The sequence below is a fragment of the Ensifer sp. LC11 genome (genome assembly GCF_001695835.1).
Classification (GTDB): domain Bacteria; phylum Pseudomonadota; class Alphaproteobacteria; order Rhizobiales; family Rhizobiaceae; genus Ensifer.
In genome coordinates this window covers 99,319-119,161 of the sequence record NZ_MBSO01000023.1, presented here as the reverse complement: position 1 = coordinate 119,161, position 19,843 = coordinate 99,319, and the positions used below count along the sequence as shown (strand labels likewise).

Genomic DNA, 19,843 nt, shown 5'->3' with positions numbered 1-19,843 from the left:
GCGGTGCGCCAGGAGCCGGGAGGAGAAGGCAGGACCCTGCCGGCCCTTTCGGCCGGCTGCAGAGATCAACTTTCATGGAGCCGCTTGATGACGTTTGCCGCCAAATCTGAATTTCTGCTGGAAACCCTCTGGGTGCCGGTCGGTACCACCGACAGGTCGGTCTACGCGCTGACCCTCACAAACAATTCGGACCGGCCGATCAAAGGCTTCCGCCTCGGCGTCTCCGGTCCGGCACGCATCGACCCTGCTGCCGAGATCGAAGGCGGGCGACTTCTTGTCCGGCTCTCCAACTATGCGGAGTTCGCGCCGCCGGAAGGTTTTGAGTTGCAGCCGGGCGCCACCTGGGCGCTGAAGGCGCACGGCATGAGCTTCGAGCCGCGCCATTGGACCGATGGCGCCAACGCCGCCTTTCTGGTGTTCTCCGACGGCGCGAAGGCGCCGGTCGCGGTGCTTGCCTCGCGGGCACATGGCGACAATGCCGAGCTGAAGCGCGGTGCCGCCGTCTATCCGGTGCCGAAGGTGGCGCCGGTGCCGGTCTCGATCGTGCCCTGGCCGCAGGCGGTTTCGGTTTCGGGGCAACTGGTCGCGCCTCCGGGCCTCGACCTGAAGCCCGAGGGTGATGAAGCGGCCGGTGCTGCCAAAGCTTTCGCCGATCTGACGGCAAGCCTGTTTCCGGTCGAGGGCATCGTCCGTCCGGCGGCGGAAGGGGGCTTTCCGGTTGCCTTATCGAAGACCGCCGATCTCGGGCCGGAGGCATACACTGTCGGCTTCTCTCCGGCGGGTGTTGCTGTTTCGGGCGGCAGCCAGACCGGCATTCTCTATGGCCTGATCACGCTCGGGCAGATCCTGCGCGGTGCGCGGCTTCATCCCGGCACCTTCGTGTTTCCGACGGGCGGCGAGATCAAGGACGAACCGGTGCTTTCCTGGCGCGGCACCCATCTCGACGTCGCCCGGCAGTTCTACGGCACCGCCGAGGTCGAGCACTTCCTGCGGCTGATGGCCTGGAACAAGCTCAACCGCTTCCACTGGCACCTGACCGACGACGAGGCCTGGCGCGTCGAGATCGATGCCTATCCGGCCCTGACCGAGATCGGCGCCTGGCGCGGCCACGGCCGCAAGATCCCGCCGCTGCTCGGCTCGGGCCCTGAGCCGACCGGAGGCTACTATACGAAGGCTGCGATCCGTCAGATCGTCGCGCTGGCATCAAGCCTCGGCATCGAGGTGATGCCGGAGATCGACATTCCCGGGCATTCCTTCGCGATGCTGCAGGCGATCCCCGAACTGCGCGATCCTGAGGAGCAAGGCAGCTATCACTCGGTCCAGGGTTTTCCTGACAATTGCCTCAATCCGGCACGCGAAGAAACCTATCGCGTTCTGGAGATCATCTTCGATGAGTTGATCGAGCTGTTTCCGATGCGCGCCATCCATGTCGGCGCCGACGAGGTGCCGCTCGGCGCCTGGTCGGGTTCGTCGGAGGCGCTGGCACGGCTTCGTGCGCTTGCCGGAGACGAAGTGGCGGACACGCACGCCAAGCGCCTGAACGTCGTCACCAATACGCATGGCGCCGACGAGATCGACGGTTCGGGTGCTGCGGTGCTGCAGGGCGAATTCCTGGCGCGCGTGCAGGCGTTCCTGGCGAGCCGGGACTGCGTTACCGGCGGTTGGCAGGAGGCGGCGCATGGCAACGTCATCGACAAGGCGAAGTCGCTGCTCTTCGGCTGGCGCACGGTCGAGGCGTCGGCAGCGCTTGCCGAGGAAGGCTACGACATCGTCGTCTGCCCTGGTCAGGTCTATTATCTCGATATGGCCAACAGCCCCGCCTGGTCGGAGCCAGGCGGCAGCTGGGCCGGCTGGTCGGACCCGGAAAAGCTCTACACGTTCGACCCCGTAGAAGGCTGGACCGACGCGCAGAAGAAACATCTGCTTGGCGTGCAGTGCTGCATCTGGTCCGAGCCGATGACCGACCGCGCCGTCTTCGACCGGTTGGTCTTCCCGCGCCTTTCGGCGCTCGCTGAAACCGGCTGGACGCAGCCGGAGCGCAAGTCCTTCAAGCGTTTCGAGGCGCTGGTCGGGCTGATGCCGGTACTCTACGGCTTCTATGCCACGGAGTAGGAGCGGGTGAGTTTCCAGTTTTCGTCTGGGCTTGGCCAGACGATGGATTGGATAGGCAACCGGCGGCGAAAGCCGCCGTTTGTCGTTCGGGGATAGCCGGGTGCTTGCGGTCAGCCAGGTGATTTGGATTTTCGTGCTTGTACGCTGGCGCGTGGCACGCAAAAGTGCGCATCGATCCCGCGGCAACGCCCGCGGCGATGTGCGTGTACAGCTTCCTGAGGCCAAGATATCGATGCGAAGACTTCCTGGATTGTCGGCGATGAAAGTCTTCGAGGTGGTCGGGCAGACCCGCAGCTTCACGCGCGCGGCCGAGCGCCTCAATCTGACGCAGAGCGCCGTCAGTCGGCAGGTTCGCAACCTTGAAGACGAGCTCGGCGAGGAGCTGCTCATCCGCCGCCATCATCATCTTGAACTGACGCCGGCCGGCGCCGAGCTGCTGGCGACGATACAGGACGCCTTTCACAGCATCGAGGTGTCGCTGCGCAGCATCACCGAGAAGGGCAACCGGAACCGGCTGCGGATGAACGTGCCGCCGACTTTCGCCAAGCGCTGGCTGCTGCCGCGCCTCGCGCAGCTGCGTGAGGCACTGCCGGATGTCGAGATCAGCCTCAGCACTGAAGCTTCCGATACGCTTGCCGAACGCGGGCTTCTCGATTGTGCCATCCGCTTCGGTGACGGCGAGTGGCCGATGCTGGACGCAAACATCCTGATGACGGAGCGGCATGTCGCCGTCTGCGCGCCTTTGCTTCTTGAGGGGCTGAAAGTCGAAGGCCCGTCCGACCTGCAGCGCTTCACCTTTCTGCATGTGCTCGCCTCGCCCGACCGGCGCTACCTGACCTGGCGGCACTGGCTGGACGCGGCAGGTTTCCAGGATGTCGATACCCGTGGCGGGCTGGAATTCGACCTGCTTGATCTCGCGATCGAGGCGGCCTGCGCCGGGCTCGGTGTTACCGTTGCCGACCGCTCCATGGTGCGCAATCAGTTGCAAACAGGGCAATTGGTGCAGCTCTTCGACGTTGAGGTGGAGGGGCACGAATCCTATTGGTTCGTGACGCGGCCGCAATCCGGAAGCAATCCCAAGGTGGAAGCGTTCCGCGCTTGGTTGCTGGCGGAAGTCGAGGCCGACCGGGCCGCCTGAGCAAGCATTCCTTTTTGGAATGCTCTCACCGAAAATTACTCGCTTGTGCCCTCGTCTCCATCGTCGCATCAATTTTCCTGACGGTTCCGGTCAGGGAGAGAGGTGGGGTCGTCGCTGTCGTGCTCTCTCCCGGCAGTCCGCCTTCCTGCGCCATCGGCGCAAGACCGGCGGCGAACCGATCCGAGATGACATGAGCTCCTATCGCAACTTCTCCGGCGGCCGTTTCATCGAAAGCGCATCCGCGGTCACAATCGACGTACGCAACCCGGCAACCGGCCAGGTTTTCACGTCGGTGCCGGCGGCAACGGATGACGAAGCGAAGGCGGCAGTCGAAGCCGCGGTGAAAGCGCAGCGCGACTGGGCTGCACTGCCGGCCATTCAGCGCGGCGATGCCCTCCGGCGACTCGCGACCGTGCTGGAAAGCCGAGCCGAGCGCATCGGCGCCGCACTGGCAATGGAATCCGGCAAGAGCCCTGCCGATGCTGCCGCCGAAGTGATCTACGGCGCAGAACTGATGCGCTATCACGCCGAGTGGGCCCGTCGCATCGAGGGCGAAGTGATCGAGAGCGACAATCCCGGCGAAACCCTGCTCCTGAAGCGCGCGCCAATCGGTGTCGCAGCCTGCCTGATCCCGTTCAACTATCCGATCTACACGCTCGTGCGGAAGATTGCGCCGGCGCTGATCTCAGGAAACGCCGTCGTCGTGCGCCCGAGCAACAACACGCCGACATCTGCCTTCGTGTTTGCCGAAGCCATTGTCGAGGCCGGTCTGCCTGATGGTCTCGTCAATATCCTGACGATGTCGCATGACGTCGCAAAGACGCTCTGCACGCATCCCGGTGTCGGCATGATCACGCTGACGGGCAGCGTCTCGGCCGGTCGCATCGTGCTCGATTATTGCAAGGAAAACATCGCCAAGCCCTCGCTCGAACTCGGCGGCAAGACGCCCGTGATCGTCGAGCCGGACGCCGATCTCGATGCAGTGGCACAGATGATCATCGCCGCCAAGACCACCCATTGCGGTCAGGTCTGCACCAGCGCCGAGCGGCTCTATGTTCATGAAAGCGTGCACGACCGGCTGCTTGCCAAGCTGCGCGAAGGCTTTTCCACCCGCACCTTTGGGGACCGTGCCGCCGATGCGACCCGCATGGGCCCGCTCGCCAATGCGGCTGCGCAGAAGCGCGTGCACGAAATGGTCGAGCAGGCGCGGGCCGAAGGCGGAACGGTCGAGACCGGCGGCTATCTGCCGGATGGTCCCGGCTATTTCTATCCGCCAACGCTGATTTCCGGCTGCCGCCAGGAGATGGAGATTGTCCGTGAGGAAGTCTTCGGTCCGGTGCTTGCCGTCCTTCGCTACGCGACCTTCGAGGAGGCGCTGGCAAAGGCCAGCGACCACCAGTTCGGCCTGAGCTCGGTGCTCTTCACCGAGAACTATCGCACCGTCATGCGCGCCAGTGACGCGATCGAAGCCGGCGAACTCTACGTCAACCGCTTCCCGGCCGATCCCTATCAGGGCTTCCATGCCGGCTGGAAACGCTCGGGCCTCGGCGGCGACGACGGCAAACACGGCATGCTGGAATTCACCCAGACGCGCCTCGTCGTCCTGAAACACTAGAGCATGCCGCTCTCAGGTGGATCCACGTGAGGCGGAAAGATGCTTTGGAATCAAAGTGCTAGAGCGTCCTTGTGGCGTTCATATGAACGCACGGCGCTCTAGACCAATTGAAACTGAGCAATCCCGACGGAAAGCCGGAACTGCTCCGACACCAACATATCAATACCGGACTGGCGGCATTGCTCTTGCCGTCGGTCGGGGGAGGAGACTACCCGTGAGCCTAACCGCAGAAACCGAAATTGCTGCGCCATCCGTGTCGGCCCGCAGTCGCTATCTTCAGCTCGCGCTGATTGTGATCGCTGCCGGCGCCATCTATCCGATCCTCTATCTTCGCCAGTCCTATCAGACGACGATGCTGGAAGTGCTGAAGCTCACCAACACCGAGCTTGGCGTCCTCTATTCCATCCTCGGCACCAGCTTTCTGCTTGGCTACCTGCCGAGCGGCTGGCTCGCCGATCGCGTCCAGCCGCGCGTCCTGATCCTCATTTCCATGGTCGGCACGGGTTTGCTCGGTCTCTGGTACGCGACGCTACCCGGCTATTCGTCGCTGCTCGTCATCTATTGCGGCTTCGGAGTCACCACCGGTCTTACGTTCTGGGCCGCGACCCTCAAGCAGGTGAACCTGATTGCCAGCACCGACGAACAGGGGCGCTTCTTCGGCATTCTCGACGGTGGCCGCGGCCTGGTCGAGGCGCTGCTTGCAAGCGTCGCCATCGCGCTCTTCGTCTTTGCGACCGAGACACGCGGTGCCGGATTGGTTACAGGTTTCCGTGACGTCGTGCTTCTCTACGCCATCGTCTGCATTGTCGTCGGTATCGCCTATTTCGCTGCGTCGCAGCCGATCGCTGTGGACAGGGCCAGGAGCAAGCGCCAAGGAAACCTTTTTACCGACATCAAGACGCTGCTGCGCATCCCAGAGGTCTGGCTGGTCGCCGCCATCATCTTCTGCGGCTACCATGTTTTCCTCGCGACCTACAGTTTCTCGGCCTATCTGCAGGAAGGCGGGTTCGGCATTTCCGCCGCGATGGCCGGCCTGATCGTCACGATCAAGCTGTGGCTGCGCCCGGTCGGCGGTATCGGCGGCGGTCTGCTCGGCGATCGCTACGGCAAATGCGGGATCCTGCTTCTAAGCTTCCTGATTGCTGTTGCCAGCCTCGTCGCGATGATCGCGCTGCCGGGCATCGGCTCCACCATGATCTTTGTTGGGCTGGTGCTGCTCGTCGGCCTGATCACCTATACGATCCGCGGCCTCTACTGGGCGATCCTCGACGACTGCCACGTGCCGCCGAACATCACCGGTCTTGCCATCGGCATCATCTCGCTGGTCGGTTACGCGCCGGACACCTACCTGCCGCTCGTCAACGGATACCTCTCCGACCGCTATCCGGGCATCACCGGTTACCAGCTCTATTTCGGCTATATTGCCGCCATCTGCGTTCTCGGCGCCATCGCCACCCTGGTGCTGATGACCCGCCTCAAGAAAAAGGGATGACACCCATGAAGATCGCGTCTCTCAAGACCTATGCCGTCGCCGTCCCGCCACCGCATGTGGGCGGCATGTACTGGATCTTCGTGCGTCTCACGACCGCCTGCGGCATCGAGGGCATCGGTGAGATCTATGCGACCTCGTTCCATCCGAGCGCCATGTCGCCACTGATCGAGGATATCTTCGAGCGACATCTTCTCGGTCATGATCCCCACCAGATCGAGCGCTTCTGGCGCTCGGCCTATTCGAGCGGCTTCACCCAGCGTCCCGATCCGACGGTGATGGGCATCGTCTCGGGGCTCGAAATCGCTTGCTGGGATATCATCGGCAAGGCGGCCGGCCGGCCGGTTTCGGACCTTCTCGGTGGGACGGTGCACGAGAAGCTTCGCGCCTATACCTATCTCTACCCGAAGAATGCCGCCGGAGAGTTCGATTTCAACGACCCCGATCTCGCGGCCGAATGCGCCGTCGAAATGGTCGAGATGGGTTTCACTGCCGTGAAATTCGACCCGGCGGGTCCCTACACGAACTACTCGGGCCACCAGCTCTCGCTTGGCGTGATGGATCGCTGCGAGGAGTTCTGCCGCAAGGTCCGTGACGCGGTCGGCAGCAGCGCCGATCTGCTCTTCGGCACCCACGGCCAGATGGTTCCGTCCTCGGCCATCCGGCTGGCGCGGCGGCTTGAAAAATACGATCCGCTCTGGTTCGAAGAGCCGGTTCCTCCGGGACAGGAGGCCGCGATGGCCGAGGTCGCGCGTGCAACCTCGATTCCCGTTTCGACCGGCGAGCGCCTGACGACCAAGTACGAATTCCAGCGCGTGCTCGAACTCAGGGCCGCCTCGATCCTGCAGATGAACGTGGCGCGTGTCGGCGGCCTTCTCGAAGCCAAGAAGATCGCAGGCATGGCCGAGGCCTATTACGCCCAGATTGCGCCGCATCTTTATAACGGCCCGGTGGGGGCTGCCGCCAGCATCCAGCTTTCGGCCGCGACGCCGAACTTCCTCATCCACGAGGCGATCCTCGATTTCTCCGGTTTCCATGCCGACGTGCTGAAGACCAAGCTCGTCGTCGAGGACGGCTACCTCATCCCGTCGCGCGAGCCGGGCCTCGGCATCGAACTCAACATGGACGTGGTCGAAAAGCACACGCCCTATACCGGCGAGCGCCTGCACCTGCAGATGGACAGCCGGCCGGCCGACGTGAAGGCCTTTGCGCCGGCGCGCGGGTAACTCCGACGATAGGACAATGAGATGATCTACGATTACGTCATCGTCGGCGCCGGGTCGGCGGGCTGCATTCTTGCGAGCCGCCTCAGCGAGAGCGGGCGCCACAGCGTCCTCCTGCTCGAGGCCGGCGGCAGCGACAATTCCTTCTGGTTCAAGATCCCCGTCGGCTACGCTCGCAGCTACTATAATCCTCAGGTCAACTGGATGTATTCGAGCGAACCGGAGGCCGAGCTTCAGGACCGCAGCATCTACGTGCCGCGCGGCAAGGTCCAGGGCGGCTCCGGATCGATCAATGCGATGATCTATGTGCGCGGCGCACGCGACGATTTCGACGACTGGAAATCAGCCGGCAATGCCGGCTGGGGCTATGACGACGTACTTCCCTATTTCCGCCGGCTTGAAACCCATGCGCGCGGGTCGTCCGAATGGCACGGCGGCGATGGGCCGATCCACGTCACGCCGATGCGCGGCATGACCCATCCGATCACCGACGCGTTTCTGGAAAGCTGCGGGTCGCTGCAGCTGCCGCTGAACGAGGATTTCAACGGCGCCTCGATCGAAGGTGCCGGCGTCTACGACGTCAACACCAACAACGGCCGTCGCTCGCATTCGAGCGCGGAATATCTGCGGCCCGCGCTGAAGCGCCCCAATCTCACGATTGAACGTTATGCTCAGGCCGAAAAACTGGTCTTTGGCGATGGCGGGCGCGTGACCGGCGTCGATGTCATCCAGAACGGTGCGCGGCGGCGCTTCACGGCGGGACGCGAAGTCATCCTGGCGGCGGGAGCGGTTGGCAGCCCGCAACTGCTACAGGTCTCGGGCATCGGCGACGGCAAGACGCTGTCGTCGCTTGGCGTCGAAACGCGTCGGCACTTGCCAGCCGTCGGCCTGAACCTGCAGGACCATCTCTGCGCCAGCTTCTACTATCGCGCCACCATCCCGACGCTGAACGACGAGTTCGCCAGCCTGTTCGGACAGATGCGGCTCGGCCTGCAATATCTACTCACCGGCAAGGGGCCGTTCTCGATGAGCGTCAACCAGGCCGGCGGCTTCTTCCGTGGCCGGCCGGGCGAAGAGCGGCCGAACATCCAGCTCTACTTCAACCCGCTCTCCTACCGGATCCCCACGGATCCGAAGGCGGGACTGAAGCCGGAACCCTATCCCGGCTATCTGATCTGCTTCAACTCCTGCCGCCCGACCAGTCGCGGCAGCATTTCGATCGCCTCTCCGGATGCAGGGCAAAAGCCGCTGATCCGCCCGAACTACCTGACGACCGATCGCGATATCGACGAGGTGCTGCAGGGAAGCCGGCTGGTGCGGCGGATCGCCTCGGCCTCCGCACTCTCATCGTTGACCGCCGAAGAGATTTCGCCGGCGCCCGGCGTTCAAAGCGACGAGGCGCTGATGGACTATTTCCGCGAAAACGCAGGCTCGATCTACCATCTCTGCGGCACCTGCGCGATGGGGCCGGATCAGACGACGTCGGTCGTCGACAGCCGCCTGCGCGTGCACGGGGTTCCCGGCCTGCGCGTTGTCGATGCCTCGATCTTCCCCAACATCACAGCGGGCAACATTAACGCGCCGACGATGATGGTCGCCGAGAAGGGGGCCGAGCTGATCCTCGCGGATGCAGCCTGACGAGTGCCGAATAATCCCCGCGCGCCAGCCGGTGAACCTCAGTGTAGGTACCGGTCCTCGCGCACAGGCGTTGCGATCGGCCAAGCGTGAATTGCCATCGCCGGTCGAGCGTGGCTATACTTCGCGGACTTCATAGCTGCCCACGAGCAGTGCTTGCCTGGCCGAACGATTGTTGCCGCCGCGCTCGCCGCGCTGGCGGACGTTTGTCCCCGCGGCCGCCGGCAAAGCACTGCGAGCAACGCCTGCAAGGGAGGGATGCATGCGCAGTTCCTGCTTGAAGAGCCTACCCGTCGCCGTGCTATTTGCGCTGAGCCTGGCGCCGCTAGAGAGCCGGGCGGCCTCGCCTGAGCCGGAAAAGGCCGAGCATGGCATGGTCGTTACCGCCCAGCACCTGGCGTCGGATGTCGGCGTCGCGGTCTTAAAGAGCGGTGGCAACGCGGTGGATGCGGCGGTTGCCGTCGGCTACGCGCTCGCCGTCACCTATCCGACAGCCGGCAATATCGGCGGCGGTGGCTTCATGACGATCCGCTTCAAGGACGGCAAGACGACCTTCCTCGATTTCCGTGAACGGGCGCCGCTGGCGGCAAGCAAAACCATGTATCTCGACGAGAAGGGAGATGTCGTCAAAGGGTTGAGCACCGATGGCTATCTCGCCGTCGGCGTGCCAGGACCGGTCATGGGCTTCGAGGTCGCGCGGAGCCGCTATGGCACGAAGCCGCTCGCCGAACTGATGGCGCCGGCGATCGCGCTCGCCAAGGATGGGTTCGTGCTGGAACAGGGCGATGTCAATACCTTCCTGGGCAGGACAGAAAGGCTCGCCAAGGACCCGGCTGCGGCCGCGATCTTCCTGAAGGATGGCAAGCCCTTCCTGGCAGGTGAAAAGCTCGTCCAGACCGATCTTGCTGCGTCGCTTTCAAGCATCGCCGAGAAGGGAACGGATGCCTTCTACAAGGGGGCGATCGCCGATCAGATCGTCAAGGCGAGTGCGGAGAAGGGAGGCGTGCTCGCGAAAGCGGACTTCGAGCGTTATGCGGTGCGCGAACTGGAGCCGGTCAAATGCAACTATCGTGGCTATGACATCGTGTCTTCGCCGCCGCCGTCGTCAGGCGGCGTGATCATCTGCGAAATCCTCAACGTGCTCGAAGGCTATCCGATCTCCTATATGGGCTATGGCGCCGCCGACACCGTGCATGTGATGATCGAGGCGATGCGGCACGCCTATGTCGACCGCAACACCGCGCTCGGCGATCCGGATTTCGTCGAAAACCCGGTCACCAAGCTCACTGACAAGGCCTATGCCAAGGAGATCCGCGGCAAGATCGATCCGTTCCGCGCCGGCGTCTCTGCGGCGCTGATCCCCAAGGGTTTCGGCGAAAGCAAGGAAACGACGCATTATTCGATCATCGACGACGAGGGCAATGCGGTTGCCGTCACCTACACGCTGAACGGATCCTTCGGCGCCGGCGTCGTGGCGCCGGGCACGGGCATCCTGCTTAACAACGAGATGGACGATTTTACTTCCAAACCCGGCGTGCCCAATCTCTACGGGCTGATCCAGGGCGAGGCCAATGCGATCGCGCCGGGCAAGACGCCGCTGTCGTCGATGAGCCCGACGATCATCTCGAAGGGTGGCAAGCCCTTCATGGTGATCGGCAGCCCCGGCGGCGCGCGCATCATCACCATCACGCTGGAAGCGATCCTCAACGTCATCGACCATGGCATGAACATCCAGGAGGCGGTCGATGCGCCGCGCATCCATCATCAATGGCTGCCCGACAAGGTGTTCATGGAGCCCTATGCGCTGTCGCCCGATACCCGCAAGCTGCTTGCGGCGATGGGTCACGACGTTGAGATCGACGAGAACTGGACGATCTGGGGGCAGGCGACGGGGATCCTCGTCGGCGGCGAGAGCCTTTCCGACATCGAGGCCGGTGACGGCGCCCGTTACAATGGCGCGGTCGACAGCCGCATCGGCGCCGGCGCGGCGCGCGGTTACTAGCGATCAGGGCTGCCTTGTGCGGAGTGGAGGACGGCGGATTCCGGTTCGCCGGGCGCGCCCAATCACTGCGTACTCGCGCGAAAAAGATTTGAAAGCGCTTTCGGTTGAATTTATTATGGTTTTAGAGCGTGTGCCCGCACGCGGTCGTACGCTTTGGCCAAGCTTCATTCGTGGAGGTTGTCATGGCACTGATGGAAGGAAAAAAAGCGCAGGACTGGATCAATCTGGTTCTTGCAGCCTGCCTTTTCGTCTCCCCCTGGATCATGGGTTTCGTTGTCGAGAGCGTTCCTGCCTGGAACGCCTGGATCGCTGCCGTCGTACTCGGCGCTCTGGCGATCGCAACGCTTGCCATGTTTGCGGAATGGGAAGAATGGGCAAGCCTCGTCGTCGGGCTCTGGCTGATCGCTTCACCTTGGCTGCTCGGTTTCTCGACCAGTCCCAACCCCATGTGGACGCATGTCGTCCTCGGGGCGCTGGTGACTGCGCTCGCGATCTGGGCGGTCTGGGACGAACGTCAGCACCCGCATGCGCACGCATGACGACGAGCAGGAGAAAGATCGCGGCCCGGCGCCGCAGCTCCGGGCCGTGAGTGGATCGCGCAATGTCCATGTTCCTGAGACAGAGCGCGACCGCATCTTTGAGCCATTCTATCGCCTGAAACCGCGTGACCGAGGCGCGGGCCTGGGCCTCAATCTCGTTCTGCAAATCGCCCGGCGCCATGGCGCGCAGATGGCGTTTTGAGTTCGCCAAGCGGCGGTGCGTGTTTTCGGATGTCCTTCTGCAACGCGGCTGTTGGCTAGAGGGCCGTGCGTCCACACGAACGCACCAAGGACGCTCCAGCACTTTGATTCTAGAGCATTTTTCCGCCTCACGTGAACCCACTCGAGAGCGGGATGCTCTAGGCTCGCTTGGCCAACTGATGTTCACGCCAGATCGTGAAAAGCCCGGCGCCGACAACAATGAGAGCGCCGATAATCATGTTGTGCGTTATCGTCTCGCCAAACAGAATGACGGCGAAGATGACGTTGAGAACCAGCTGGAAATAGGTGACTGGCTGAACTTCGGCCGCCGGCAGCAGCCCATAAGCCCTGATGAGGAAGTAGTGGCTGAGGGTGCCGCAGACGCACAGTGCTGCGAGCGCGAACCAATCGGACGGCTCAACTTCGGTCCAGTAGAACGGGCCGATCAGCGATATTGCGATTGCTCCGACAACACCGGCATAAAACAGGCTCGTCACCGCGGAATCATTGCGACTGACCGCACGGGTGGCGATGCTGTAGAGCGCGAACAGAACGGACGCAGCGAGCGGCAGAAGCAGCGACGTGTCGAAGTGAACGTCGACGGGGTTGATGATCACCAGAACGCCGATCAGACCAACCAGAATTGCAGCGCCGCGCCGCCATCCGACCACCTCGCCCAGAAGCGGTACGGAGAGAATGGTGATGATCAGCGGTGTTGCCTGAAAGATCGATTGGCTCATGGCGAGCCCGGCGTGAACATAGGAAACGACGATGACTACGATTTCCGCGACGAGCAGAAGGCCGCGAACAATCTGCAGCCAAGGGTGTCGCGTCTGAATGGATCGGCGCATGCCGCCCGGCGACGACGCGGCAAAAGCAAACACAAAGAGCGCGAACGCCCAGAACCGGATCATTGTGATGAACAGAGCCGGGTATCGATCGCCAAGATACTTGGTGATGGCATCCTGGCCAGCGAAGATGCAAATGGTAAGGAAGGCAAAAATGTAACCGCGGGTCTTGGGGCTCATCGCACTACAAACTTGGGAATCGCTGCCCAACGGAATAGCATAGTCTTTGCGCAAGGGCTCGCCATTCTGTCCGTGAGGCCGACAGCACGTCCTCCTGCACCGGCAATCAATTTAACGCTTCCCATTGCCCCTGCTTTGTCTTAGAAGGCGCCCCGTAATCCGGTCGCAGCCTACCCGGTCAAAACAAGGACACCTATCATGAAGACGATCGTCATCTGCTCTGGCGGATTGGACTCGGTATCGCTTGCCCACAAGGTCGCAGCCGAGCATGAGCTCATCGGCCTGCTCTCCTTCGACTACGGCCAACGGCACCGCAAGGAACTGGACTTTGCCGCGGCCTGCGCCAGGCGGCTGAATGTCCCGCATCAGATCATCGACATCCGCGCGATCGGCGCCCATCTCACCGGATCGGCGCTGACGGATGATGTCGACGTGCCCGACGGCCACTATGCCGAGGACACGATGAAGGCGACGGTGGTTCCGAACCGCAACGCCATCATGCTCGCCATCGCCTTCGGGCTCGCAGCGGCGCAGAAGGCGGATGCGGTTGCCGTCGCCGTACATGGCGGCGACCATTTCATCTATCCCGATTGTCGCCCCGGATTCATCGACGCATTCCAGACGATGCAGAACCATGCGCTCGACGGCTACGCCAACGTCAGGCTTTACGCACCCTATGTGACGATTTCGAAGGCGGACATCGTCACCGACGGTGCGAGCCACGCAACGCCCTTCGCCGAGACCTGGTCCTGCTACAAGGGTGGTGCGCGCCATTGCGGTCGCTGCGGCACCTGCGTCGAACGGCGCGAAGCCTTCCACCTCGCCGGTGTTGCGGACCCGACCGATTACGAGGATTCGGATTTCTGGGTGGCGGCGACGTCGGCTTTCGCGGCCGAGGAGGTGAAGTGATGTTCCGGATCACCAAGGAATTCCATTTCTCGGCCTCGCACCAGCTCAAAAGCCTGCCGGCGGATCATCAATGCGCCCGGCTGCACGGCCACAACTACATCGTCGAGGTCGAGCTTACAGGTCAGGAGCTCAACGAGCACGGTTTCGTGCGCGACTATCACGAGCTTTCGCCGCTGAAGCGCTACATCGACGACAGTTTCGACCATCGTCATCTGAACGACGTTCTCGGCCATGACCGAGTGACGGCCGAGTGTCTGGCGAAGCACTTTTATGACTGGTGCAAGGCGAGGCTGCCGGAAACCTCGGCGGTGCGGGTCAGCGAAACGCCGAAGACCTGGGCGGAATATCGGCCATGACCGGGCCGGGCGAAACGCGCATCCGGGTCAGCGAAATCTTCGGGCCGACGATTCAGGGCGAGGGCATCCTGATCGGGCTGCCGACCGTGTTCGTGCGCACGGGCGGCTGCGACTATCGCTGCAGCTGGTGCGACACGCTGCATGCGGTCGACAGCGAATACCGAGACCAATGGCTGCCGATGACCGTCGAGGAGATCTGGCGGGAAGTTGCCAACCTTTCCGGCGGCAAGCCGCTGACGGTTTCGCTCTCGGGCGGAAATCCCGCGATCCAGCCGCTAGGCCCCCTGATTGCGCGCGGCCGGCAGGAGGGCTACCGCTTCGCTCTGGAAACACAGGGCAGCCTCGCCAAGGCCTGGTTTGCCGATCTCGACGTGCTGGTGCTGAGCCCGAAGCCGCCGTCGAGCGGCATGGAGACCGACTGGCACGCCTTCGACGACTGTCTTCGCATGGCGGCGGGCGGGCCTGAGATTGCGCTGAAGATCGTCGTCTTCGACGAGCGCGACTATGCCTATGCCCGTGACGCCGCGGCGCGTTACCCGCATTTGCCGCTCTATCTGCAGCCCGGCAACCATACGCCGCCGCCGCCTGACGATGACGACGCCACGGTTGACATCGACGGCATCATCGATCGCATGCTCTGGCTCGTCGACAAGGTGACGGAGGACCGCTGGTTCGAGGCGCGCGTGCTGCCGCAACTGCATGTGCTGCTCTGGGGCAACAGGCGCGGGGTGTAGCCGGCCGGCCGTTGCTGTCCTCTTACAACCCGTTGAAGCTTGGTTGGACGATCGCGGCCGGCTATGGTCCAAGGATTGAGACCGTGCGAGGGGCGTTCATGCAGCTGAAGACGAAACGTGTCTATGAGCCGAAGGCGGACGGCGACGGGATGCGTATCCTCGTCGATCGCCTGTGGCCGCGTGGCCTGGCCAAGGCGGAGGCGGCCGTCGACCTGTGGCTGAAGGAGATCGCACCGACGACGGAACTGCGCCGCTGGTTTCACGGCGACCAGGGGACCTGGGACGAATTTAGCGAACGCTATCTTGCGGAACTTGACGGCAACCCGGCCGCCGTCACGCAGCTTCGCAACCACATTGAAGACGGTCCCATCACCTTGCTCTTCAGCGTCAAGGACGAGACGCACAATCACGCCGAGCTGCTGAAAGCCTACATGCTGAGGCACCGGTAGCGACGGACGACGTGTCCGCCCGCGACGTGCTTTCGGCACTCCGCAACGAATGCGCGAAGATTTCCTGGCTGCAGATGTCGGGATGCGTGTTGGCCATGCGTCTTAATCTCGACGGCGGTCTTGGACCGCGCTGACGACAAGGAGATTAGGAATGTTTCGCACCGCATTGCTCGCCGGCGCCCTGCTGATGTCCGGCACCGCATTTGCCGAGGCCGAGACTGTCGGCAAACACGTCGATGTCAATGGCATGAAGATGTATTACGAGGTCTCCGGCGAGGGCGAACCGCTGGTCGTGCTGCACGGCGCCTATATGAACATACCGTCGATGGGCGCGATCATCCCGAAGCTTGCCGAGACCCACAAGGTCTACGCCGTCGAGCTGCAGGGCCATGGCCGCACCAACGATATCGACCGGCCGATCACCTATCCGAACCTGGCGGACGACGTTGCCGCCTTCATGGATGCGGTCGATATCGAGAAGGCCGATGTCTTCGGTTATTCGATGGGAGCAGCCGCCGGTCTGCAGCTGGCGATCCGTCACCCGGAAAAGGTGAACAAGCTGGCGGCGGCATCGGTCGCCTATGACGCCGAGGGCTGGCAGCCGGAGTTCAAAGCGGTCATCCCGCAGATGACGGTCGAGATGATCGTCGGTCTGCCCTTTGCCGAAGACTATCGCAAGCTCGCGGTTGATCCCAACGGCTTTCCGGAGCTGGCAAGAAAGCTGATCCAGCTCGAAAAGGAGCCGATGGTCTGGGAGGCCGACGTCAAGGCGCTGAAGACGCCGGTGTTGATTATCGCCGGCGATGCGGATGTGGCGACGCTCGAACACAACGTCGCACTGTTCCGTCTGCTCGGTGGTGGCGCCATGGGTGATATGGGCAAGCCGCTGTCGGCCTCGCGCCTCGCCATCCTGCCGGCGACGTCGCACACCGCCGTCATCAACCAGCCGGAATTGCTGCAGGCCTTCATCGAACCGTTCCTGGAGGGTGAGACGCCGAAGGGCATGTTGCCGTAATGAAAACCGACGGCGCCACCTCATGGCGCCGTCGGTTTCATGCATTTCCAGAAATTGCCTAGCGCAAACGCTGGCCGCCAGCGTCGAACACCAAGGCGGCGGCAGGATCGAAATGGGCAGCGATGCTGTCGCCCGACTTCAGGCCACGGCCGTTTTTCGTTTCGATGATGATCATTTCGCCGTCGCCATGCCGGGCATAGGCGAAGGTCTCGCCGCCGAGATGCTCCAGCATGTCGATCGTCAGATCGAGGCTCGCCGATCCGGTTTCGCCGAAATGTTCGGGCCGGATGCCGATCGTCACGGTGCTCCCCGGCGCTGCTTCCTTCGCGGCGATCGGCAGCGTCGCATTGCCGAATTCCGGCAGCCGCACCTGCCTTCCGTCAGTACCGGTTTCGACGACCCCCTTCAAAAAGTTCATCTTCGGCGAGCCGATGAAGCCGGCGACGAAGAGATTGGCGGGATCGTCGTAGAGGTCGAGCGGCGAACCGACCTGCTCGACCACGCCGCCCCGCATGACGACGATCTTGTCGGCAAGCGTCATCGCCTCGACCTGATCGTGGGTGACATAGATGATCGTGGTCGCGAGCTTCTTGTGCAGCCGTGCGATCTCGATGCGCATGTGCACGCGCAGTTCCGCATCGAGATTGGAGAGCGGCTCGTCGAAGAGAAAGATCTTCGGGTGGCGGACGATCGCCCGGCCGATCGCCACGCGCTGGCGCTGGCCGCCGGAAAGCTGCTTCGGCTTGCGGTCAAGCAGCGGTCCGAGCTCCAATATGTTCGCCGCTTCGCCGACGCGTTGTTCGATCTCGGCCTTCGGCACGCCGGCAAAGCGCAACGCGAAGCCCATGTTCTCCCGCACGGTCATGTGCGGATAGAGCGCATAGGACTGGAAGACCATGGCAATGCCGCGCTTCGACGGATCGACATCGTTCATCCGCTCGCCGTCGATCGTCAGATCGCCCGAGGTGATCTCTTCGAGACCGGCGATCATCCGGAGCAGGGTCGACTTGCCGCAACCGGACGGTCCGACGAAGACGACGAACTCACCGGTCTTGATGTCGAGGTCGACCCCCTTGATGACCTCGAAGGTGCCATAGGACTTTCTGACGTGCTTAAGTTGGAGTTCACTCATGCGGCCGCTGCCTCGTCCGCAGTCGCCGAAAGTTCCAATCTCACGGTGCCGAGCCGTGTCGAGGTCACCGCGACGGCGATGCCGCCGGCAACACCCGTCGTCTCCAGCCAGAAGCCGGTCGAGCCGCCCTGGAAGACGAGACGCTCCGGCCCGAGCAGCCGCGCGGGACCGGTGACCGTCACATCGACCGCGTCGTTGAGGAAGGGCAGGATGTTGCCCACCTGGTCTAGAGCGCTGACGATCACGCGGACGCTGTCACGACCTTCCGCCCGAAGCGTCGCGCTGTCGGCCACGACCTTGAGCGTCGTCGGCACGGGATCGGCGACCATGCGGAGACTGGCGACGGCCTTGCCATCGATGAAGCCGGTGAAATCAGCATCTTCCCATTTCATGCCCCAGACGCCGAGTTCGTCCTTGGTGAAATGGCGATGGTCGATGACGACAGGCGGATGCGGCAGGTGCGGGAAGCTTTCGCGGTCCGGACCGACGCGTTTGGTAAGCGATCCGTATTTCAGTTCGACCTCGTCGCAATTGGTGAGCACGATCAACGGCAGCACGCCGCCGATGTTGCGCTCGCCGCGCGCCCAGAAGGTGACCGGCTTCATCACCACTTCCTCTGACGGCGCGCACTGGCTGGCATAGACATAGGCTGCGAATTTCGGCTGGCGGAACATGTCCATGACGCCGTGATAGCAGATCCGGTCGCCGGAGCCGAAGTCCTTGTGGGTGTTGTAGTCGAACATGCACCAACCGATGGCGCCGGAAATGCTCGCGTCACCGTGGGCCGCGTTCAGCACGTCCAGATGCCGGCGCACGTGCTCGGCCTGCCGCTGCTCCTGGTCGTAGATTTTCGTCGGAAACATGTGGCCGCCGAATTCGGTGATGAGATAGGGCACCTTGCGGTTAAGCCCGGTGCATTCCTGCTGCGGGCGCAGCGCGGTGCGCGGCCGATTTGCCCCCGGCAGCTCCTCGTTGCCGAGGATGAAGTCGTTCATCGTGTAGACGTCTTCGAGGAATTCGCTGTCGGTGATGTAGCGCACGCCACCGGTCTGGCGCGTCGGGTCGAGTTCGCGCGCCAGCCTGTTCGTTTCGACGTAGAAGTCATGCGAGTCCTGCGACTCGTTGATGCGCACGCCCCAGATGATGATCGACGGATGGTTCCAGTCACGCTCCAGCATGCGGCGGACGTTCTTGATCGCCTCCTGTTTCCAGGCCTCGCCGCCGATATGCTGCCAGCCGGGGATTTCCTCAAAGACGAGCAGACCGATGCGGTCGCAATGGTCGAGGAACCACTTGGACTGCGGATAGTGCGAGGTGCGCACGAGATTGCAGTGCAGCGTGTGCTTCAGGATCTCGGCGTCGCGTTCCTGCGCCGTCCGGCCCATGGCATAGCCGACATAGGGGAAGGCCTGGTGGCGGTTGAGGCCACGGATCTTGAGCGGCCGGCCGTTGAGCTTGAAGCCTTCGGTGGTGAATTCGGCCGTGCGAAAGCCGAAGCGTGAGGAAAGGCGGTCACTGCCGCGATCGCTGCGCAGCTGCAATTCGATCTCGTAGAGCACCGGATTGTCGATGTCCCAGAGCGACAGGCCTGCAACGCCGATCATCTCCAGCGTGACACTCTGACCCCGGGTTTCGCCGGTTGCCTCGGCCAGCACCCGGCCGTTGGCATCCTTGAGCAATGCCGTGATCGCACCGGCAAAAGCGAGATCTTGTGGGTTGGCGAGATCGCAGCGGATCGAGACGGTCTTGGTTTCGCTCAGCGCATTGCGGGTTTCGATCTTGAGATTGGCGATCGAAACCGCGTCCGTGATCTTCAGCCAGACGTCGCGATAGATGCCGGCATAGGTGAGATAATCGATGCGGCCGCCGAAGGGCGGGATCTCGGGATTCTCGCTGCCATCGATCTTGACCGTGATCAGGTTGTCGCCTTCGCGGAGTTTGTCCGTCAGCCGCGCCTCGAAGGGCGTGTAACCGTCCTTGTGCGCAACGATCTCTTCGCCATTGATGTAGACGACCGCATCCGCCATGGCGGCGTCGAAGACGAGCGAGACCTCGCGGCCGTGGAACTCGCGACGCCAGGCGAGCACCTTCTGATAGGTGAAGGCGCGTTGATAGGAGGCCTCGTCGAAATAGTTGAACGGCAGTTCGACGGCGTTGTGCGGCAGGCTGACGGGCTTGCCCGCCTGCAGTCGGCCGGCGTCAGTGGCGGCGAAGCCTTCGGAAAACACCCAGGAATCGTTGAATGAAGTAACAGAACGCATGATCA

Annotated in this window: 16 protein-coding genes; 13 read left to right on the top strand and 3 right to left on the bottom strand. The window is 62.9% G+C overall.

Annotated features, from left to right (window positions below):
- The first annotated feature begins 87 nt into the window (after positions 1-87).
- From BBX50_RS16845 to BBX50_RS16810, 8 genes are all read left to right on the top strand, one after another.
- Positions 88-2,112 (top strand): beta-N-acetylhexosaminidase, encoded by a 2,025-nt coding sequence (locus BBX50_RS16845; protein WP_065776477.1) that lies wholly within the window; start codon positions 88-90, stop codon positions 2,110-2,112.
- Positions 2,113-2,371: 259 nt separating this feature from the next.
- Positions 2,372-3,250 (top strand): LysR substrate-binding domain-containing protein, encoded by an 879-nt coding sequence (locus BBX50_RS16840; protein WP_244513185.1) that lies wholly within the window; start codon positions 2,372-2,374, stop codon positions 3,248-3,250.
- A gap of 190 nt (positions 3,251-3,440) precedes the next feature.
- Entirely contained in the window at positions 3,441-4,865 is a 1,425-nt protein-coding gene (aldA, locus tag BBX50_RS16835; RefSeq protein WP_065776476.1) for an aldehyde dehydrogenase, read from the top strand.
- Between the two features lie 214 nt (positions 4,866-5,079).
- Positions 5,080-6,357, top strand: coding sequence for an MFS transporter (locus BBX50_RS16830; protein ID WP_065776475.1), 1,278 nt, complete (start codon positions 5,080-5,082; stop codon positions 6,355-6,357).
- A gap of 5 nt (positions 6,358-6,362) precedes the next feature.
- Positions 6,363-7,580, top strand: coding sequence for a mandelate racemase/muconate lactonizing enzyme family protein (locus tag BBX50_RS16825; RefSeq protein WP_065776474.1), 1,218 nt, complete (start codon positions 6,363-6,365; stop codon positions 7,578-7,580).
- 21 nt (positions 7,581-7,601) lie between these two features.
- Entirely contained in the window at positions 7,602-9,215 is a 1,614-nt protein-coding gene (locus BBX50_RS16820; protein WP_065776473.1) for a GMC family oxidoreductase N-terminal domain-containing protein, read from the top strand.
- 259 nt (positions 9,216-9,474) lie between these two features.
- A complete protein-coding gene (gene ggt / locus BBX50_RS16815; protein WP_065776472.1) occupies positions 9,475-11,214 on the top strand; it encodes a gamma-glutamyltransferase in 1,740 nt (579 codons plus the stop codon).
- A 182-nt stretch (positions 11,215-11,396) separates the two neighbouring features.
- Positions 11,397-11,753, top strand: coding sequence for an SPW repeat protein (locus BBX50_RS16810; protein WP_065776471.1), 357 nt, complete (start codon positions 11,397-11,399; stop codon positions 11,751-11,753).
- Positions 11,754-12,112: 359 nt separating this feature from the next.
- Here BBX50_RS16810 and BBX50_RS16800 read toward each other — a convergent pair whose 3' ends face one another.
- Positions 12,113-12,982 carry a DMT family transporter gene (locus BBX50_RS16800; protein ID WP_065776469.1) on the bottom strand — a complete coding sequence of 290 codons (870 nt, stop codon included), beginning with the start codon at positions 12,980-12,982 and terminating at the stop codon, positions 12,113-12,115.
- A 198-nt stretch (positions 12,983-13,180) separates the two neighbouring features.
- Between BBX50_RS16800 and queC the strand changes: the two genes are divergently transcribed.
- The 5 genes from queC to BBX50_RS16775 all read left to right on the top strand — a co-directional run bounded on the left by queC (position 13,181) and on the right by BBX50_RS16775 (position 16,445).
- Positions 13,181-13,891: a 7-cyano-7-deazaguanine synthase QueC gene (gene queC, locus BBX50_RS16795; protein WP_065776468.1), complete on the top strand. Its 711-nt coding sequence runs from the start codon at positions 13,181-13,183 to the stop codon at positions 13,889-13,891.
- Positions 13,891-14,247 carry a 6-carboxytetrahydropterin synthase QueD gene (gene queD / locus BBX50_RS16790; protein WP_065776467.1) on the top strand — a complete coding sequence of 119 codons (357 nt, stop codon included), beginning with the start codon at positions 13,891-13,893 and terminating at the stop codon, positions 14,245-14,247. The genes queC and queD overlap by 1 nt, the downstream gene beginning before the upstream one ends.
- The gene (queE, locus tag BBX50_RS16785; RefSeq protein ID WP_065776466.1) at positions 14,244-14,981 is read left to right on the top strand and encodes a 7-carboxy-7-deazaguanine synthase QueE; all 738 of its coding nucleotides are present in this window, start codon (positions 14,244-14,246) and stop codon (positions 14,979-14,981) included. Before queD ends, queE begins: the two co-directional genes overlap by 4 nt.
- 98 nt (positions 14,982-15,079) lie before the next feature.
- Positions 15,080-15,430 (top strand): DUF488 family protein, encoded by a 351-nt coding sequence (locus BBX50_RS16780; protein WP_065776465.1) that lies wholly within the window; start codon positions 15,080-15,082, stop codon positions 15,428-15,430.
- A gap of 151 nt (positions 15,431-15,581) precedes the next feature.
- A complete protein-coding gene (locus tag BBX50_RS16775; RefSeq protein WP_065776464.1) occupies positions 15,582-16,445 on the top strand; it encodes an alpha/beta hydrolase in 864 nt (287 codons plus the stop codon).
- Positions 16,446-16,503: 58 nt separating this feature from the next.
- On the opposite strand, the gene ugpC is transcribed toward BBX50_RS16775, so the two are convergent.
- Together ugpC and BBX50_RS16765 are read right to left on the bottom strand one after the other, a co-directional pair.
- Positions 16,504-17,577, bottom strand: coding sequence for a sn-glycerol-3-phosphate ABC transporter ATP-binding protein UgpC (gene ugpC / locus BBX50_RS16770; RefSeq protein WP_065776463.1), 1,074 nt, complete (start codon positions 17,575-17,577; stop codon positions 16,504-16,506).
- On the bottom strand, positions 17,574-19,838 hold the full coding sequence (locus BBX50_RS16765; RefSeq protein WP_065776712.1) for a glycoside hydrolase family 2 TIM barrel-domain containing protein: 2,265 nt from the start codon (positions 19,836-19,838) through the stop codon (positions 17,574-17,576). The genes ugpC and BBX50_RS16765 overlap by 4 nt, the downstream gene beginning before the upstream one ends.
- Positions 19,839-19,843 lie beyond the last annotated feature (5 nt).